This window comes from Calditerricola yamamurae (assembly GCF_054654135.1).
Genome location: NZ_BAAIFH010000006.1, coordinates 822,423 through 839,686 on the forward strand (window position 1 = coordinate 822,423; position 17,264 = coordinate 839,686).

The following is a 17,264-nucleotide window of genomic DNA, read 5'->3' on the forward strand; positions in this document are numbered from 1 at the left end:
AGGGGTTCCGTGTGGCGGTGCGGATTTCCCCGATCGGTAATACCGTCCCCCGCCCCCTCGCCGACCGTGCGGAAAGGAGGGGGCAGGACAAGCTTATCACACCCTCCCCCAACAATCAATATATTGGGGTGTTTAATATTTTTCGACACTACATCTTGTGCAGACCCACCACCTTGGCGGCCTCAACGATCCCCAGTATAATGGGACTATCCACAGTTTGCCAAGCCATTGAAAGGAGATGAAGCCGTTGCTTGTTCTGTGGAACGGACAGCTCCTCCCGCGCACCGAAGTGCAGGTTGACCTGGAGGACCGTGCCTACCAGTTTGGGGACGGCGTGTACGAAGTGATCCGCGTCTATGGCGGCCAGCTGTTCCTGCTCAACCCCCACCTCGATCGCCTGGTACGGAGCGCACGGGCCATTCGCCTCGACCTTCCGTGGTCTCCGTCGCAACTGGCGAACCAGTTGCGGGAGCTCGTGGCCGCCAACCGCCTCGTCGACGGCGCCGTCTACCTGCAGGTGTCGCGTGGCGTCGCGCCCCGCGCGCACGCCTTCCCGCGCGCCAGCCAACCGGTACTGGTGGCCTATCCGCTCCCCGCGTCGCGGCCGACCGAGGCGCAAGAGAGGGGCGTGCGCGCCACCTTTGTCGAGGACATTCGCTGGCTGCGCTGTGACATCAAAAGCCTGAACCTCCTCGCCAACGTACTCGCCAAGGAGACCGCCGTCGAGCGCGGGGCCCAAGAAGCCATCCTCCACCGCGGCGAGACGGTGACGGAGGGCAGCGCTTCCAACGTCTTCATCGTGCAGGGCCGCGTGTTGCGCACCCATCCGGCCAACCATTTGATTCTCGACGGCATCACGCGCCGCTTCGTGCTGGACCTGGCCGCGCGGGAAGGCATCTCCACCGTCGAGGCGCCCTTTACCCGCGAAGACCTGCTGAATGCCGACGAAGCCTTTTTCACCAGCACAACGCAGGAAATCGTGCCCATCGTTGAGGTGGACGGCCACTCAATCGGGGTCGGCGTGCCCGGCCCGATTACGCGCAAGCTGCTGCGGGCCTTCCACGCAGCGGTGCAGGCAACAACCCAGCAAGAGGTCTAGGTTCCCGGCGGCTGCGCCCTGTCGAGCGGCATGCGGAGGGTACCGCCCCCCGCGTGCCGCTCGCGTTTTTGGGCCAGCCGTTGGGCGCGGGCCAGCAAGTCCTGTTCCTCCGGCGTCGGCGCACGTCGGCGCGCAAGGCGTCGGCGCTGGCGCACGAGCCACAGCGCTTCTTCCACCACGGCCGCGGCCGCGTCATAGTCCTTCGCCTGGTGCTCCAGGTACTTGGCCAGCTCGACATAGGGGGTGAGGGAGCGGTTGTCCGGCTCACGCAGCCACGCCTCCCACAGCGCCACGGCCTCCTCCCAGCGCTTCAGCCGTTTGTACAGCACCGTGAGCGCTTGGCGCGCTTCGCGCCGGTAACCGGGCACCTCGAGGAGCCGCTCGTACAGGGCGGCGGCTTCCTCCCATCGCCCGTCGCGCTCCAGTATGCGCGCCAGGCCCAGGCACGCGCCGGGCGACAGGTCCCCCGCCCGCTCGGCATCCGCCAGGCCGCGCTCCACCGCTTCCAGCAGGCGGCCCAAGCGGACCAGGAGGGCCACGAGGGCCAACACGTCGCGCTCGTTGTGGCTCAGCACCCCCGCCAGATGGGCGGGCTCGCCGGTGGCCAAATAGCGACGATAGTACTCCGGCACGAGGGCGCCGGGAACGTCGCCCGCGCGCGAGGCGCCGAGCTGGAGCCGCTCCAGCGTGGACAGGTCGCAGGCGTGCTCGGCACGCCAGAGCCGCCGGGCGGGATACAGCAGGTCAAGGTGCACCTGGGGATCGCGTGGTGCGGCCACGCCGCACAGCACGCAGCGGGATACCAGCTGGTTCCAGTCAAACGCCTTGCCGTTGAAGGTCACCACTCCGCCCGCGGCCTCCACCGCTGCGCGCACCGCCTCGAGGGCTGCCGGTTCCTCTTCCGGCGCGGGCACGAGGAACTGCTCGAGAAGCACGTGGTCCCCGGCAAAGCGGGCCAGGCCATAGAGAAACGGAAACGTCCCCGCTCCGCTGCCCAACCCCGTCGTCTCGGCGTCCAGAAACACGAGATCCCGCGGTGCAACAGGCATCTGGGCCGCACCGCCCAGCCGGCCTACCGCCTCGGGGGACAGGGCCAGCACATCGCCGAGCCGCACGCGGCCGTAGCAGGCGTCCAGGGAAACGGCCATACGGCGGACGAGAACCCGCCGGCCGTTGATCGCCGTCTCGCGAAGGCCCAGTGCCGCCCACCGTCCGTCGGTCTCCTCCATGGCGCCGTCCGCCTCGCCGCGGCCTGCACAGGAACGATCGCCCCTTTCCACCGGCCGCACCGCAGCGCCCCCTTGCGACCGGCCTCCCGCCCCGAGCATGCGCCGGAGCCGGTCACGCAGGCTGGCCATGGGTGGTCCCCCGCACCGCCTCCAGCAGCGCCAGGGCATGCCGCTTGCCGAGCGGGCCCACTTCCTGCACCGGCCCCACGCAGGCCGGGCATCCGCCCTCACATCCGCAGCCGCGAATGAGGGTCTCGGCCTGGGCAAGGAGCTCCTCGTGCCGTTCATACAGCCGCTCGGCCAGCCCCACGCCGCCGGGGTAGCGGTCGTAGAGAAAGATCGTCGGCCGTCCCGTGGCCACCGCTTTCACCTGCGGCACGACGCGGATGTCGAGGGGGTCACACATCAGAAAAAGCGGGGCGGTATGGACCAGGACGTTGGCCAGTCCCAGAAGGGCAAAGGGCAGGTCGGCTTTGGGCAGCGCTGCCGTGGCCGCGTCGTCCAGGGCGATCCAGTAGGCCGTCGTGTGCAGCTCCTCCTCGGGCAGGTGAATGGGCCCGGAACCGACGTTCTCGTGAGTGTGGAAGCGGATCTTCTTGAAGAGGGTGGCCATGGCCGTCACCATCACCTCTCCACAGCCCTTCGTGACGCTTCCCAGATGCTCCTCGCGGTCCACCGTCAGCACCTTGAGGTCGACGGCGAGGTTGGCGTCGGTGTAATAGTCCACCTTCACCCGGCGCACGTAGGCCTTCTTTTCCTCGTAATCGAGTTTTTCCACCTGATACTGGACACCGTCGTGAATGTAGATGGCCTCCTCATGGACAAGCATCGGGGCACTGAAGCGATCCACCTCGCCGATCACCTTGGCCCCCTCCGTGATGTCAACGATCACCACGTTTTCCCGCGCGGCCGAACGCAGGCTGATCTCGTGGGCCGGAAAGGCGTCGGCCATCCAGTACCACCGATCGGGTCCCGCGTGCACCACCTGTTCCTCGGCAAGGTAGGACAGGATTTCTTCCAGGTCCTCCCCGCCAAAGGATTCACCGCGCCGGAAAGGCAGTTCAAAGGCGGCGCACTTGATGTGGTCGACCAGGATCATGAGGTTGTCGGGATCGATGCGCGCCTCTTCCGGCGATCGCCCAAAGAAAAAGGCGGGGTTCTGGATAAGGAACTGGTCCAGCGGATTGCTCGACGCCACGAGGATGGCCACGGATGTCCCGTACCGCCGCCCGGCGCGCCCGGCCTGCTGCCACGTGCTGGCGATGGAGCCGGGATAGCCGCTGAGGATGCACGCTTCCAACTGGCCGATGTCAACACCCAGCTCGAGGGCGTTGGTGCTGACCACGCCGAGGATTTCCCCGCTGCGCAGTCCCCTTTCGATTTCGCGGCGCTCCTTGGGCAAGTAGCCGCCGCGGTAGCCACGGATGCGCGTTTTGCCCACCTTGTGCTTGAACGCTTCCTGAAGGTAGGAGGTGAGCACCTCGACACGCACCCGGCTGCGGGCGAACACGATGGTCTGGATCTCCTTCTTCAGCATGCGCAACGCCAAGTCACGGCTTTCCAGCACGCTGCTCTTGCGAATGCCCAGGGGCTTGTTCACCACCGGCGGGTTGTAGAAGATGAAGTGCTTCTCCCCGCGCGGCGCGCCGTTTTCGTCGATGAGCGTCACCGCCTCCTCAATAAGGGCCTCGGCGTGCTGGCGCGGGTTGGCGATGGTGGCCGATGCGAGGAGAAACTGCGGATTCGACCCGTAAAACCGGCAAATGCGCTTCAGCCGGCGCAAGACGTTGGCCACGTGGCTGCCAAACACGCCGCGGTAGGCGTGCAGTTCGTCGATGACGACAAAACGCAGGTTTTCGAACAACTTCACCCACTTGGTGTGGTGCGGCAGGATGGCCGAGTGGAGCATGTCGGGGTTGGTGACCACAATGTGGCCGGCATTGCGGATGGCCTGGCGCGCGCTGGCGGGCGTGTCACCGTCGTAGGTGTAGGACTTGATGTCCACACCGAGCCGGGCAATTAGATCGTTCAGCTCGGCCATCTGGTCGTAGGCCAGCGCCTTGGTTGGGAAGATGTACAGCGCCCGCGTGTGATCGTCCTCCAGAATGGCCTGCAAGACGGGCAGGTTGTAGCACAGGGTCTTGCCCGACGCGGTGGGCGTCACGACGACGATGTGCTCGCCCCGCCGCGTCGCGTCGAAGGCCGCGCGCTGGTGGGTGTACAGCGCGGAAATGCCTTTTTCGGTTAGCACGTCGACCAATCGCCGATCCAATTCGGCGGGGAACGGCGCCAGGCGCGCCTCCCGCGGCGGCAGCACCTCCCAGTGCGTCACGTTGGCCATGAAGGCCGCATCCCGGCGCAGTTCCTCTAGAACAGCCCGCACGTCGCCCACGCGCTTCCCCCCCTTCCAATGAATGGCGATCCCCTTCGCGTAGGACTATCGCCGCAAATTCCACGCCTCCGTCCCGTAGCGCGTGACTACGAGCTCGGCGGCCAGCGCCTCTTCTTCCGGCGTCAGGGCACCCGGCACCAATTCCACGCCCAGCCCCTTGGCAAAGCCGGCAAAGAAGGCCGTCTTGGCCTCCTCCAGCGTGACCGGACGCGGCGCGACATCATTGATGGCCACCGCCTTGCGCGTAAAGTCCTCCCGCAGGCGCGCCCGGACACGCTCGGAGGGAAAGCGCAGGCAGGAGAACAGCTTGTCCACATCCAGCTCAAGGAGGATGGATCCGTGCTGCAGCACGACGCCCAGTTGGCGCGTCTGGGCACTGCCGGCCACCTTGCGCCCCTCGACCACCAGCTCGTACCACGAGGGGGAATCAAAACAGGCCGCTGAGCTGGGCGCGGCGAACTTCTTCTTCTCCTCCGGGTCGGACAGGGACACCATCTCCGCCCGCAGACCCAGAGCGCGAAACCCTTCAAGGAGCCCCATGCTCAGGACGCGGTAGGCTTCCGTCACCGACGGCGGGATGAGGGGATGGCTTTCCCGCACGACAATGCTGTACGTCAGCTCCCGGTCATGAAGCACCGCCCGCCCGCCGGTGGGCCGGCGCACAAACCCCAATCCCATCGCCCGCACCGCCGCCAGGTCCACCTCCCGCTCGGCCTTCTGAAAGTAGCCGATGGACAGCGTCGGCGGGTCCCACGTGTAGAAACGGACCGTCGGCGGCACTTTCCCTTCGGCATGCAGCCGCAGGATGGCCTCGTCAATCGCCATGTTTTCCGCCGGGGAACGGCTTCCGGTGTCCACAAATCGCCACTGCTCCGCCATTTCCGCTCGCTCCTTCCGCACTGCCACCGAAACTCGTCTTCCAGCTTCCTTATTCTATCATGAACCGCCGCTTCTTCGTCCGCCGCGCACGGCACCTGGCGGGCGGAGGCAGTGAAACCGATTGGTCAAGGAAGGGGCGAAAAAAAAAAACGGGGGCCCCCCTCCCGCACCCGGGACCCCAGCCATCAAAGGGCTTGCGGTCGGCCAACGGTTCGCAACTCCCGCTCGCGGGTTTCCGTAGCGAGGAAAACGGCCGCCAGCGTGACCAATGCCATTCCGCTCACGTACAAGGCAACCGCCCAGGGCGCCCCTCCCGTCCAGGCCAACAGTGCGGTCGCCACCAGCGGCGCGAGACCCCCTGCAAAAACGGACGCCAGCTGGTACCCAATGGAGATCCCGCTGTACCGCACCTGTGTTCCAAACAATTCTGCGAGAAACGCCGCCTGGGGCCCATACATCGCCGCGTGTCCAACGGCCAGCGCCAATACGATCGCCAGCCAGATCAGCGGCAGGCTCTTGGTGCCCATCAGCCAGAAGAAGGGGAACGCGAACAGCGCCGTAAACGCGGCGCCGGCCATGTAGACCGGTCGGCGTCCGATGCGATCGGACAGGGCCGCGAACAGCGGAATCGCCAGGCATTCGAGGGCGGTCGCGAGCAACACGCCGTTCAAGATCGCACTGCGGGGCATTTCCAAGTATTTCGTTCCGTAGGACAACACGAAGGTGCTGAAGATGTAAAACGCGCCGTTCTCGGCAAACCGCGCGCCCATGGCCAGAAGGACCTGCTTCGGATACGTGCGCAGCACTTCCACGACCGGCATGCGGCTTTCGCTCCGGGCTTCCTTCACCTGCTGGAACGCGGGGGTTTCCTCTACGCGTAGGCGAATGAACAGCCCCACGACGACGAGCGCGAAGCTCAGCAGAAACGGCACGCGCCATCCCCAGGCCAGAAACTGCTCTTGCGGCAATGCAGAAAAGGGGGCAAACACGGCCGTCGACAGCAAGAGCCCGCCGGGAACGCCCATCTGCGTCCAGCTTCCGTAAAGCCCCCGCTTGCCCTTGGGGGCGTGCTCGACAGCCACGAGGGCGGCTCCTCCCCATTCTCCCCCCACCGCGAACCCTTGCAAAATCCGCAACGCCACCAGCAGGACGGGTGCCCAGATTCCGATGGTCTCGTAGGTTGGCAGAATCCCGATGAAGGCGGTCGCCATCCCCATGATCAACAGGGTGAGGACAAGCATCGATTTACGACCCAGCCTGTCGCCAAAGTGCCCGAAAAGCATTCCCCCGACCGGACGGGCAATAAACCCGATGGTAAACGTGCCAAAGGATTGAAGCGTGCCCACCAGGGGGTCGGAATTGGGGAAAAACAGCTGCGGAAACACCAGCGCCGCAGCCGTACCGTAGAGGAAGAAATCGTACCATTCGATCACCGAACCCACGAAACTGGAAAGCGCGGCTTTCACCGCCTGAGGCCTCCGTTCCATTGCCCCTCTCCTCCTGCTTCCTCATCCGGATTGTGGGGGATCTACGTTTCCGCCGAAAAATCGTAAGCATAACAAACCTCGTAAAGCCTGATGATCTCTTCCCGCGTCGGCACGCGAGGGTTGTTGGCGGGACTGCCGCTGGCCAAGGCGTCGTCGGCCATCTTGGTCGCCTTCTCGCACAAGTCCTTTTCCGCCACCCCCCAAGCCTGCAGGTTGGGGATGGCCAAGTCCCGGCACAGTCGTTTGATCTCGCGGATGGCTTCGTCCGCCGCTTCCTCGTCGGAGGCGCCGGATGCGTCCGGACACATCGCGCGGCCAATGACGGCCAGGCGCGCCACGCATGCCGGTTTGGTGTACGCCAACACAGCAGGCATGAGCATGGCGTTGGCGATGCCATGCGGAACGTGAAACAGCGCGCCCACGGGCCGCGACATGCCGTGCACCAGCGCCACGGAGGCATTGGAAAAGGCCATGCCCGCCTCCATCGCCGCCAACGCCATCGCCTCACGCGCCTCCAGATCTTGGCCGTTGGTATAGGCGCGGCGCAGATGGCCCGCAATCCGCCGCACCGCCGTGAGGGCCAGCCCATCAGTCAGGGGCTGTGCCCGCCGCGAGAGGTAGGCTTCAATGGCGTGACACAGGGCATCCATCCCTGTGGCCGCCGTCACCGCCGGCGGAGACGAGACCGTAAGCAAAGGGTCGACCAGAGCCACCGTCGGCAACAGCGCCGGATGCTTGATCATCATCTTGACGGCGGTGGCCGTGTTCGTGATCACCGTTACGTCGGTTACTTCGGAACCGGTCCCGGCCGTCGTCGGCACGGCAATCAGCGGTGCCGCAGGACGGCAGACAGGCCGTGCCCCTGCGTGGTAGTCGGCAATGCGTCCCCCGTTTTCGGCGACGAGGGCTACCGCCTTGGCCGTGTCGATGGCGCTGCCGCCGCCAAGGGCAATCAGGTGATCACACCCTTCCTCCCGGTAGCAGGCCAGCGCCTCGTCCACGTAGGTGTCGACCGGTTCCGTGTTGACGCCGGCGTAGACGGCAACCTCCACACCCACCTTCGCCAAATGGGACCGGCATTGGGCCACAACCCCCAAGCGCTCCATGGCCGCGTCGCAGACGATGAGTGCCTTAACGCCGAGCCGCCGCGCTTCTTCCCCGACGCGCCCCAAGGCGCCGCGCCCATACACCACCACCGATGGAATCCGAAACCGGGCCACGCGTTCCATCGCCATTCCTCCCTGGGTTCTGTTTGAGGCCGATGATCGGTTTTCCCTGCCTGCCATCCGCGCCTTACCAACGCGCGGTAACCATCTTCTTGCGTGTGTAGAACTCCACCCCGTCCATCCCATTGGCGTGAAGGTCGCCGTAGAAGGAGTCCTTCCACCCCGAGAAGGGGAAAAAGGCCATCGGCGCCGGCACGCCCACGTTCACGCCCAGCATCCCCGCGTCGATCCCTTCCCGGAACTTGCGCACGTGACCCCCGTCCCGCGTGAAGATGCACGCCCCGTTGGCAAAGCGCGACCGATTGGCCACGGCAATGGCCTCGTCGAGGGTGTCGACGCGGACGACAGACAAGACCGGCGCGAAGATCTCGTCCTTCCAGATGGTCATCTCCGGCGTCACGCGGTCAAAGATGGTCGGGCCGACGAAATAGCCCCTGGCGCACGTGGCCGCGTCGCGGCGCCCGTCGCGCACCAGGATGGCCCCCTCCTTCTCGCCCAGCTCGATGTACCGCACCGTCCGCTCCCGGTGCGCCGCGCGGATAACCGGCCCGAGGGTCACCCCCTCCTCCAGGCCGCTGCCCATCTCGATGCGGTCCGCTGCCTCCACCAGCCGGCGCACCAGCTCGTCACCGATGCCGCCCACGGCCACGACGACGGCGCAGGCCATGCACCGCTGGCCGGCCGACCCGAAGGCGGCATTCGCGATTTCGCGCACGGCCAGGTCCAGGTCGGCGTCGGGCATGACGATGGTGTGGTTCTTGGCCCCGGCGAGGGCCTGCACCCGCTTGCCGTGGGCCGCCGCCGTCTTGTACACGTATTCGGCCACCGGCTGGGACCCGACGAAGGAGACGGCCCGGACGTCCGGGTGCTCAAGCAGCCGGTTCACCGCGTCGTGGGCGCCGTGGACGACGTTGAACACGCCGTCGGGCAGCCCCGCCTCCGCAAGCAGCTCCGCCAGCCGGTTGGCCAGGAGCGGCGTGCGCTCGGAGGGCTTCAGCACGAAGGTGTTGCCGCAGGCGATGGCCAGGGGGAACATCCAGCAGGGCACCATCATTGGGAAGTTGAACGGGGTGATGCCCCCCACCACCCCCAGCGGGTAGCGGTACAGACCCGACTCCATCTCGGTGGCAATGTCGGGCAGCTGCCGGCCCATCATCAGCGTGGGGGCGCCGGCGGCAAACTCCACACACTCGAGGCCGCGCTGCACCTCGCCGTGGGCTTCCTTCAGCGTCTTACCGTTTTCCAGCGTGATCAACCGGGCCAGCTCGTCCCAATGCTCCACCAAGAGCTGTTGGAAGCGAAACAGGATGCGCGCGCGCTTCGGAACCGGCGTGCGGCTCCACGCCGGGAACGCCTCCTTGGCCGCCTCCACCGCGCGGTCGACGTCGTCCTTCGTCGCCAGCGGCACGTGGGCCAGCACCGCTTCCGTGGCCGGGTTGACCACCGGCTGGGTGGCGGGCGCCTGCGCCTCCACCCACCGGCCGCCAATAAAATGCTTCAGCACCTTCACCTCGATGACGTTTGCCATGGGATCTCCTCTCCTTTCCCAAGATGCCTTTCACGCCAGCACGACGAGTTTCCCCGACGGGGCTAGGCTACTGGGCCGTGTACCCGCCGTCGACCACCACAGCCTGGCCGGTTACCCCACTCGCCTTGTCGCTGCAGAGAAACAGGGCGTAGTCGGCCACCTCCTGGGGGGTAAGCAGCCGTTTCTGCGGAATCAGGGGGTACAGCACCGTTTCCATGACGCGCTCGACAGGCACCCCCCGCGCGCGGGCTAGATCGGCCAGCTGGTTGCGCACCAGCGGCGTGTCGACGTAGCCGGGACACAAGGCATTGACGGTGATCCCGTATGCGGCCCCCTCCAAGGCCGCGACCTTGGTCAGGCCGATGACCCCGTGTTTGGCACTGTTGTAGGCAGCCTTTCCGGCGAAGCCCACCAGACCGTTGATCGAGGCGATGTTCAGGATGCGCCCATAGCGCTGCCGCTTCATGACCGGAAAGGCGCGCTTGATGGCCATAAAGGGGGCCACCAGCATCACGTGCACCAGTCGCCGGAACGCCTCGGTGGGAAAGGCATCAATCGGCGCAACGTGTTGCAGACCGGCGCTGTTGATGAGCACGTCCAGACGCCCGAACCGTTCCACCGCGCGGTCGATGCATGCGTTCAGCGCCGTCTCGTCGGTGACGTCACACACCAGACCCAGCACCTCCCTGCCGCCGGCCGCCAGTTCCCGCGCCACTTGGGTCACGGCTTCCTCACGATGGTCCAACAGGACGCATCGTCCTCCCTCGGCGACAAAGGCCTCGGCCATGGCCCGGCCGATACCGCTGGCCGCGCCCGTAATCAGCACCACCTTGTCGCGCATCAGGCCCGCCATCCCCCTCGCACCTCCCTTTCCGTTTCGTTTGGATGCACATCCAACCCGCTCTGATTACGGAATAGTGCAAAAACAATGCCAACTTGAGCCGGCTGCCGAGGGCCTGCAGATGCCGCATCGCCCCCTATCCGGTGTCGGCTATCCCCGACACGTGTCGGAAACGTGTCGGAATCAACCGACAAACCAAACCCTCACCGGATCCGTTCGCCCACAAAAAAAGAGCCCGTCGGAGGGCCGTCGGGAACCTCGATTTGTCATGTTGCCCGTTTGGCTGGCGGAGCTGCGGACGGGAGCAAGCCGTATTTCCGCAGCTTCTCGTACAACGTGGAGCGGTGAATGCCGAGTAGCCGTGCCGCCTTGGCCTTGTTTCCCCCTGCCTGGGACAAGGCCTCCACGATCCGCTCGCGTTCCCGCTCTTCGGCCGCCCGCTTGACGTCCTGCACGAGGGACCGATCTCCCTTCGCCTCCTCCGCATCCCGGCAACCCGGCATCTCCGCCGCCGAACGGATATGGGGCGGCAGATCCTCCGAACGAATGACCGGACCGTCCACCAGATTCACCAGTGCCTCAACAGTATTCACCAGTTCGCGCACGTTTCCCGGCCAGGGATAGGCCATGAGGGCGGAGACGGCTTCCTTGGTAAAGGATTTCGCCGGCAACCGATAGCGACGAACAATCCGTTCCAGATAATGGGAGAGCAGAAGCGGGATGTCCGAACGGCGCTCGCGCAACGGTGGAAGGTGCAAGCGAATGATGTTCAGGCGATAGTAGAGGTCCGCGCGGAACGCCCCCTTGCGTACCATTTCCTCAAGGGAGCGGTTGGTAGCGGCCACCACCCGCACCGTCACCGGTCGGCTCGTCACACCACCCACCCGCTCGACCCGACGTTCCTCCAAGACGCGAAGGAGCTTTGCTTGCATGGCGAGCGGCATGTCCCCGATCTCGTCCAGAAACAGCGTTCCCCCATTCGCCAGCTCAATCTTGCCCGGCTTGCCGCCCTTGCGCGCCCCGGTAAAGGCCCCCTCCTCGTACCCAAACAGCTCCGCTTCCAACAGGCTCTCTGGAATCGCGGCGCAGTTGACGCTGACAAACGGGCCATTAGCAAAGGGGCTGGCCGCGTGGATGGCACGGGCAAGCAGTTCCTTGCCTGTACCGCTCTCTCCCGTAATCAACACCGTCGCCGGCGTGCGGGCCGCCTTGCGGGCCAGGCGTTTGACCGTCTCCAGCGCCTCGCTGCGCCCCAAGAGCGTGGCAAAGGGATCGCGCCCCTCCCGGTTCCCCACCGGAACGGATACCACCTTCGATTCGTCCGAAGCGTTTGCCCTCGTCTCCGATTCAGCCCTGATCGTCTCCTGGATCCGCTCGAGCAGGTCCACCAGCTCGCTGACGCTCCGGAACACAACCATGCCAACGCCCCCGATCACTTTTCCGCCATCCCAGATGGGAATGCGGTGCACCACAACCTCTTGGCCCCGCACGCGCTGGACACAACCGCGCTCCGGAATCCCCGTTTGCACGACGATGTGCATACGCGTGTTGTCGATGACTTCCGTCACGTGGCGGCCGACCGCCTCTTCCCGCCGGACACCCAGAAACCGGCAATAGGCGCTGTTGATTTCGCGAATGATGCCCTGCGCGTCCACGACCACAATGCCCTCGTACGCCGCATCGAGGACAACGGACAGGGTGTGCACGGAAGACAGCACCGAGTCGATGCGCACCGACGTTCGGCCAAGCTCGTGCAACACGGCGCGCAACGCATCGCCGAGGGTCAGCACACCGACAACCCGTCGCGCGTCATCGACAACGGGCACCACGGTCCCGGGTGTCGGCAGGACGGCTTCCAGCGGCGCATCGGGGCCCACCGCCGTCACGTCGGTCTCCATTACCGCTTCCACCGGCGTACGCATGTCGCCTCCCTCGGCAATCCACGCCAGAATCCGCGTTTTGGACACCACGCCGACCAGCGCGCCGGAGTCATCCACCACGGGCACCGCCTCCTCGGCCGAACGGGCCAAGCACGCCACCGCCGCAGACAGCAGCGCATGCGCGGGAACCGTCAGCGGCGGAGCGGTCATCCACGTGCCAGCGCGGATGCGATCTTCCGTTACCGCTTCATCACGGCCATCGATCCCCGCGTTGCCAGACCGTTCCGCTCCCGCCGGATGCGAAGCAGAGCAAGAAGCAGGAAAGGATAGTGCCGGGCGACGCAAATCCACCCCTCCTCCCTAAAAGAAAATTTATTCAAAATATTCGATAAAAAATGAGTATGATGGCCCAGTTCCTCAAGCGAACTGGGCCAGCGCGCGCTCCAGGGCGTCGACGGTGATGTCCCAATGGGATGCGTGCCAGCGGACGGCACTGTCTTTGACCAGCAGGGCCTGCGGCGACTCGTGCTTCACCTGGGTCCGTTCGGCCACAGCATTGGAAATCGGCCGATCCTCCACCACATAGACCACGGCATAGCGCGCCCGATCGGGATGCGTCCGGGCAACGGCCTGAAAGGCGTCGTGCGCGGCCGCGCTGATGGGACAGCGCGTGCTGTGCTTCAGCAGCAACGTCGGCCGCTCGCCCGATGCGGCGAAAACAGTATCCAGCTCCTCGAGCGTCCGAATCCGGTGAACCATGCCTGTCCCCCTCCCCTGGCGGCGGTATTGCTCACCCGTTTCACCCTAAGCATAGCGCATCGGGGAGCATTCGGCCAGCACCACACGGGGCGGCAAACCGCTACTTTTTATAGGGAAGATCCAGGAGCTCGGGAATGGTCACAAAGGTCACGCCGTCGGCCTTCAAGCGGCGGATGATTTCGGGCAGCGCGCGGACGGTCCCCTCCAAGTCGCTGCCCTCGCCACCGGCGCTATGCAGCAGGATGATCGACCCCGGATACACATGGGCCAAGACGTTCGTCGCCACCTGTTCGGCCGACAGCCCTTTCCAATCGAGCGAATCGACATTCCAGTTGACAATAGTGTATCCCAGGTCACGGGCCTCCAAGATGCCCGATTCCTGAATCGACCCATACGGCGGGCGAAACAGCCGCGGGCGATACCCCGCCACGCGGTAAATCGCGTCCTCGGCGCGCACGAGCTGCTCCCGCACCTTGTCCGGGCCCAACTTGGCCAAGTTGGGATGATCCCACGAATGGCTGCCCACCACGTGCCCCTCGCGCACCATGCGCGCCACCACGTCGGGATGGGCGGCAACGCGGTTGCCAATGACGAAAAAGGTCGCCTTCACGCCATGCTCGCGCAACACGTCCAAAATGCGCGGCGTAAAGGTGCGGTCCGGCCCGTCATCAAAGGAGAGGGCCACCTGCCGCTTGCTCGACGGCCCGTTCAGGATAAAAATATTGGGATATTTGTGGCGCAAGTCGGCCAGCGTCATGGGTGCCGGCAACCGTACCGCCCGTTCGGGTCCACCGGCAAGGCGTGGCGTGGAGGGTTCGCTCCCCCGGTTCGCCGCCTTCTTCCCATCCACGGACCGGTCGATCCGTTGGTCGGAAGCGTGGGGCTGTGTTTCCTCCCGCGACGGCACCGGCGCGCACGCCGAAAGGGCAACGAAAAGGACAAGGACACTGAACAGCGTCAGGCGTCCCATACGCCTCCGTCCCTTCACCTTCATTCCCTCCCATTTTGTCGGCTATTTACCTAGGCTGCTTTCCCGCGGCAGAAAGTATGCACGACACGTACGGAAAACCACTCCCGGACCGGCCTCGGAAACGGCACGCCCATATGTATGACGAATGTGTGACGAATGTCACACCATCGGGCGACGAACTTCTCTTTGCTTCCCGATTTTGATAAGATTAAGTAAGGGTATGGGTCCTAAATTTCGGGGTGAAGCGGGCTTAAAAATTTATAAGAGAGAGGTGGGAACCGTGGAAGGAAGCTTGTTCTTACCGGCCGCGCTAAGTGAAACGGCAAAAGATGTCGACGTGCTGTTCTACATCCTCACCGGCATTGCCGTGGTCATCTTCCTGCTGGTGTGGATGCTCCTGCTCATCTTTCTGGTGCGGTATCGCCGGAAGCATCCGACGAAACAAGGGCTTCGCCTCTATGGCAACACTCGTCTGGAAATCATTTGGACGGTCATCCCCGCGCTCATCCTTGTCGTCTTGGGAATCTACAGCGCGCAGATGGTGTACGCGCTGCAGAAGCCGCCGGCCGACGCCTACGAAATTCAGGTCACGGCAAGCAAATGGAAATGGGAGTTCACCTACCCCGACGGACCCAACGGCGGTTTCACGACGCTAAACGACCTGCGCCTTCCCGCAGACAAACCCATTCTGTTCCGCATCACCTCGACAGATGTCATCCACAGCTTCTGGATTCCGGAACTGCGCATCAAGATGGACGCGGTTCCGGGACGCGAAACACGCGTGTGGGTAAAGCCGCTGAAGGAGGAAGGGAAATTTAAGGTGCTGTGCGCCGAGTACTGTGGCACGGCCCACGCCAACATGGTGTCCGACGCGCTGGTCATGAAGGAAGAGCACTTCGGGAAATGGGTGGCCTCCGGCGGCAAGGTCGACCCGAGCGGGCAGCCGCTTGACGGCAAGCAGCTGGCCCAGCAGTTCGGCTGTCTTGCCTGCCACGCCATCGACGGCCGCGAACTGGCCGGTCCGTCGTGGAAGGGCATCTACGGCACCGAACGCGAGCTGGTTGACGGCAGCAAGGTCAAGGTGGACGACGAATACCTGAAGGAGTCGATCGTCAACCCCAACGCCAAAGTGGTGAAGGGTTACGCCCCATCCATGCCGGCGTATCCCCAGCTGAGCGACGCACAGCTGCAGGCTCTCGTCGACTACATCAAGTCGCTCAAGTAAACCCGCTCCGTTCGCGTGCCGGCCACAAGCAAAACACGTAAAGGGGTGAATCATCGTGGAGGCGGCACATCGTTCCTCCTTCCTGCGCGAATGGATCCTGACCGTCGACCACAAGAAGATCGGGATCCTCTACGGCATCACGTCCCTCGTCTTCCTGTTCCTCGGCGGGCTCGCCGCACTTGTGATCCGCACAGAGCTGTTCTGGCCCGGGCAAGACGTGGTGACGCCCGACACGTTCAACCAGCTCTTTACCATGCACGGGACGATCATGATCTTCGGCTTTGTCATCCCGATGCTCACCGGCGCCTTCGCCAACTACCTCGTGCCGATCATGATCGGGGCCCGCGACATGGCCTTCCCACGCATGAACGCGCTGAGCTACTGGCTGTTCCTACTCGGCGGTCTCGTGCTCCTCAGCAGCTTCTTCATTGGCCATATGCCGGACATCGGGTGGACGGCATACCCGCCGTACAGCATTGAGTCAAAGGGGCTCGGCCTTGACCTGTGGGTTACGAGCGTGCACATCCTCGGGCTGTCGTCGATCCTCGGGGCCATCAACGTCATCGTTACCATCTTCAACCTGCGCGCCCCGGGGATGACGTTCAGCCGCCTGCCGCTGTTCGTGTGGTCGTCCCTCGCCACCGCGTTCATCCAGCTGTTCGGGGTTCCGGCCCTCGGCGGCGCGGTGACGACGCTGCTCCTCGACAAGCACGCCGGCACGATCTTCTACAACGTCGCCGCCGGCGGCGATCCGATGCTGTACCAGCACCTGTTCTGGTTCTACTCCCACCCGGCCGTGTACGTCATGATCCTGCCGGCGATGGGGATTGTGTCGGAAATCATCCCGGTGTTCGCCCGCAAGCCGATCTTCGGCTACAAGGCGGTGGCCTATTCGAGCTTGACCATCGCCCTGCTCGCCTTCTTCGTCTGGGCGCACCACATGTTCGTCGCCGGGATGCAGCTGTCCGCCGGGATTCCGTTCATGGTCACCTCGATGATCATCGCCGTTCCGTCGGCGATCAAGGTGTTCAACTGGCTGGCCACGCTGTACCGCGGGCAAATCGAGTTCACGACGCCGATGCTCTTCAGCGCGCTGGGCTTTGTGGGCCTGTTCACAATTGGTGGCTTGAGCGGCCTGTACCTGGCCAACGTGCCGTTGGATCTGCACCTTCACGATACGTACTTCGTCGTCGCCCACTTCCATTACGTCATTCTCGGCGGCAGCTTGATGGCCATCCTGGCCGGGGTGCACTACTGGTTTCCGAAAGCCTTCGGGCGGATGTACAATGAGACCCTCGGGAAATGGACATTCGCCCTGTTCTTCATCGGGGTGAACCTGACCTTCTTCCCAATGCATTTCATGGGCATGCTGAACATGCCGCGCCGCTACTTCGACTACTCATATGATCCGAGCCTGACCCTGCTGAACCAGCTCTCCACCATTGGGGCGTACATCACGGGCCTGGGTGCGATCCTGCTGGCCGTAAACCTGGTCGTGTCGGCCGTGCGCGGTGCAAAAGCCAGCGCCAACCCGTGGGGTGCCCTGACCCTCGAGTGGCAGACCTCTTCGCCACCGCCGCATGAGAACTTCGAGGAAATTCCGGTCGTCACCTCGGGCCCGTACGAGTACGGCGAACCGGAAACGCCGCGCAAGCGGTTCAAGTACGGGCAGACCGTCGGCGGCGAGACGATCTCGGGCTAATCGTCAACTTGGAACGCGACGCGGCGTCCGGACCGTTTCCGGCGCCG

At 64.6% G+C, this 17,264-nt stretch carries 13 protein-coding genes; 3 read left to right on the forward strand and 10 right to left on the reverse strand.

The features are described 5' to 3' along the window. The first annotated feature begins 238 nt into the window (after positions 1-238). Entirely contained in the window at positions 239-1,099 is an 861-nt protein-coding gene (gene dat, locus ACYQ0Z_RS10455) for a D-amino-acid transaminase (RefSeq protein WP_459867745.1), read from the forward strand. Here the strand turns inward: dat and ACYQ0Z_RS10460 are convergent. From ACYQ0Z_RS10460 to ACYQ0Z_RS10505, 10 genes are all read right to left on the reverse strand, one after another. Next, complete coding sequence (locus ACYQ0Z_RS10460; RefSeq protein ID WP_459867748.1) at positions 1,096-2,457, reverse strand: ribonuclease H-like domain-containing protein; 1,362 nt, start codon at positions 2,455-2,457, stop codon at positions 1,096-1,098. The genes dat and ACYQ0Z_RS10460 overlap by 4 nt on opposite strands. Further along, complete coding sequence (locus ACYQ0Z_RS10465; protein WP_459868899.1) at positions 2,441-4,669, reverse strand: DEAD/DEAH box helicase; 2,229 nt, start codon at positions 4,667-4,669, stop codon at positions 2,441-2,443. Before ACYQ0Z_RS10465 ends, ACYQ0Z_RS10460 begins: the two co-directional genes overlap by 17 nt. Positions 4,670-4,765: 96 nt before the next feature. Continuing rightward, on the reverse strand, positions 4,766-5,599 hold the full coding sequence (locus ACYQ0Z_RS10470) for a lipoate--protein ligase family protein (protein WP_459867751.1): 834 nt from the start codon (positions 5,597-5,599) through the stop codon (positions 4,766-4,768). Positions 5,600-5,784: 185 nt separating this feature from the next. Next, on the reverse strand, positions 5,785-7,086 hold the full coding sequence (locus tag ACYQ0Z_RS10475) for an MFS transporter (protein ID WP_459867754.1): 1,302 nt from the start codon (positions 7,084-7,086) through the stop codon (positions 5,785-5,787). 41 nt (positions 7,087-7,127) lie between these two features. Next, entirely contained in the window at positions 7,128-8,315 is a 1,188-nt protein-coding gene (locus ACYQ0Z_RS10480; protein ID WP_459867757.1) for an iron-containing alcohol dehydrogenase, read from the reverse strand. A 64-nt stretch (positions 8,316-8,379) separates the two neighbouring features. Next, positions 8,380-9,840, reverse strand: a complete 1,461-nt coding sequence (locus ACYQ0Z_RS10485; protein WP_459867760.1) for a CoA-acylating methylmalonate-semialdehyde dehydrogenase — start codon at positions 9,838-9,840, stop codon at positions 8,380-8,382. A 67-nt stretch (positions 9,841-9,907) separates the two neighbouring features. Next, a complete protein-coding gene (locus ACYQ0Z_RS10490; protein ID WP_459868902.1) occupies positions 9,908-10,684 on the reverse strand; it encodes a 3-hydroxybutyrate dehydrogenase in 777 nt (258 codons plus the stop codon). Positions 10,685-10,947: 263 nt separating this feature from the next. Continuing rightward, positions 10,948-12,771 carry a sigma 54-interacting transcriptional regulator gene (locus ACYQ0Z_RS10495; RefSeq protein WP_459868905.1) on the reverse strand — a complete coding sequence of 608 codons (1,824 nt, stop codon included), beginning with the start codon at positions 12,769-12,771 and terminating at the stop codon, positions 10,948-10,950. Positions 12,772-12,978: 207 nt separating this feature from the next. Further along, a complete protein-coding gene (gene ytxJ / locus ACYQ0Z_RS10500; RefSeq protein ID WP_459867764.1) occupies positions 12,979-13,320 on the reverse strand; it encodes a bacillithiol system redox-active protein YtxJ in 342 nt (113 codons plus the stop codon). A gap of 100 nt (positions 13,321-13,420) precedes the next feature. After that, on the reverse strand, positions 13,421-14,314 hold the full coding sequence (locus tag ACYQ0Z_RS10505; RefSeq protein ID WP_459867767.1) for a polysaccharide deacetylase family protein: 894 nt from the start codon (positions 14,312-14,314) through the stop codon (positions 13,421-13,423). Positions 14,315-14,570: 256 nt separating this feature from the next. On the opposite strand from ACYQ0Z_RS10505, the gene coxB reads away from it, so the two are divergent. Beyond that, positions 14,571-15,515: a cytochrome c oxidase subunit II gene (coxB, locus tag ACYQ0Z_RS10510; protein WP_459867770.1), complete on the forward strand. Its 945-nt coding sequence runs from the start codon at positions 14,571-14,573 to the stop codon at positions 15,513-15,515. A 55-nt stretch (positions 15,516-15,570) separates the two neighbouring features. After that, positions 15,571-17,217: a cytochrome c oxidase subunit I gene (gene ctaD / locus ACYQ0Z_RS10515; RefSeq protein WP_459867773.1), complete on the forward strand. Its 1,647-nt coding sequence runs from the start codon at positions 15,571-15,573 to the stop codon at positions 17,215-17,217. The last annotated feature ends 47 nt before the right edge of the window (positions 17,218-17,264 follow it).

Excerpts from the sequence above, each read along its gene's own strand:
- ACYQ0Z_RS10465 (WP_459868899.1), bottom strand. The coding sequence starts at position 4,669 with ATGGCCAACGTGACGCACTGGGAGGTGCTGCCGCCGCGGGAGGCGCGC.
- ACYQ0Z_RS10485 (WP_459867760.1), bottom strand. The coding sequence starts at position 9,840 with ATGGCAAACGTCATCGAGGTGAAGGTGCTGAAGCATTTTATTGGCGGC.
- ytxJ (WP_459867764.1), bottom strand. The coding sequence starts at position 13,320 with ATGGTTCACCGGATTCGGACGCTCGAGGAGCTGGATACTGTTTTCGCC.
- ACYQ0Z_RS10505 (WP_459867767.1), bottom strand. The coding sequence starts at position 14,314 with ATGAAGGTGAAGGGACGGAGGCGTATGGGACGCCTGACGCTGTTCAGT.
- ACYQ0Z_RS10480 (WP_459867757.1), bottom strand. The coding sequence starts at position 8,315 with ATGGAACGCGTGGCCCGGTTTCGGATTCCATCGGTGGTGGTGTATGGG.
- ACYQ0Z_RS10475 (WP_459867754.1), bottom strand. The coding sequence starts at position 7,086 with ATGGAACGGAGGCCTCAGGCGGTGAAAGCCGCGCTTTCCAGTTTCGTG.
- dat (WP_459867745.1), top strand. The coding sequence starts at position 239 with ATGAAGCCGTTGCTTGTTCTGTGGAACGGACAGCTCCTCCCGCGCACC.
- ACYQ0Z_RS10495 (WP_459868905.1), bottom strand. The coding sequence starts at position 12,771 with ATGACCGCTCCGCCGCTGACGGTTCCCGCGCATGCGCTGCTGTCTGCG.
- ACYQ0Z_RS10460 (WP_459867748.1), bottom strand. The coding sequence starts at position 2,457 with ATGGCCAGCCTGCGTGACCGGCTCCGGCGCATGCTCGGGGCGGGAGGC.
- ACYQ0Z_RS10470 (WP_459867751.1), bottom strand. The coding sequence starts at position 5,599 with ATGGCGGAGCAGTGGCGATTTGTGGACACCGGAAGCCGTTCCCCGGCG.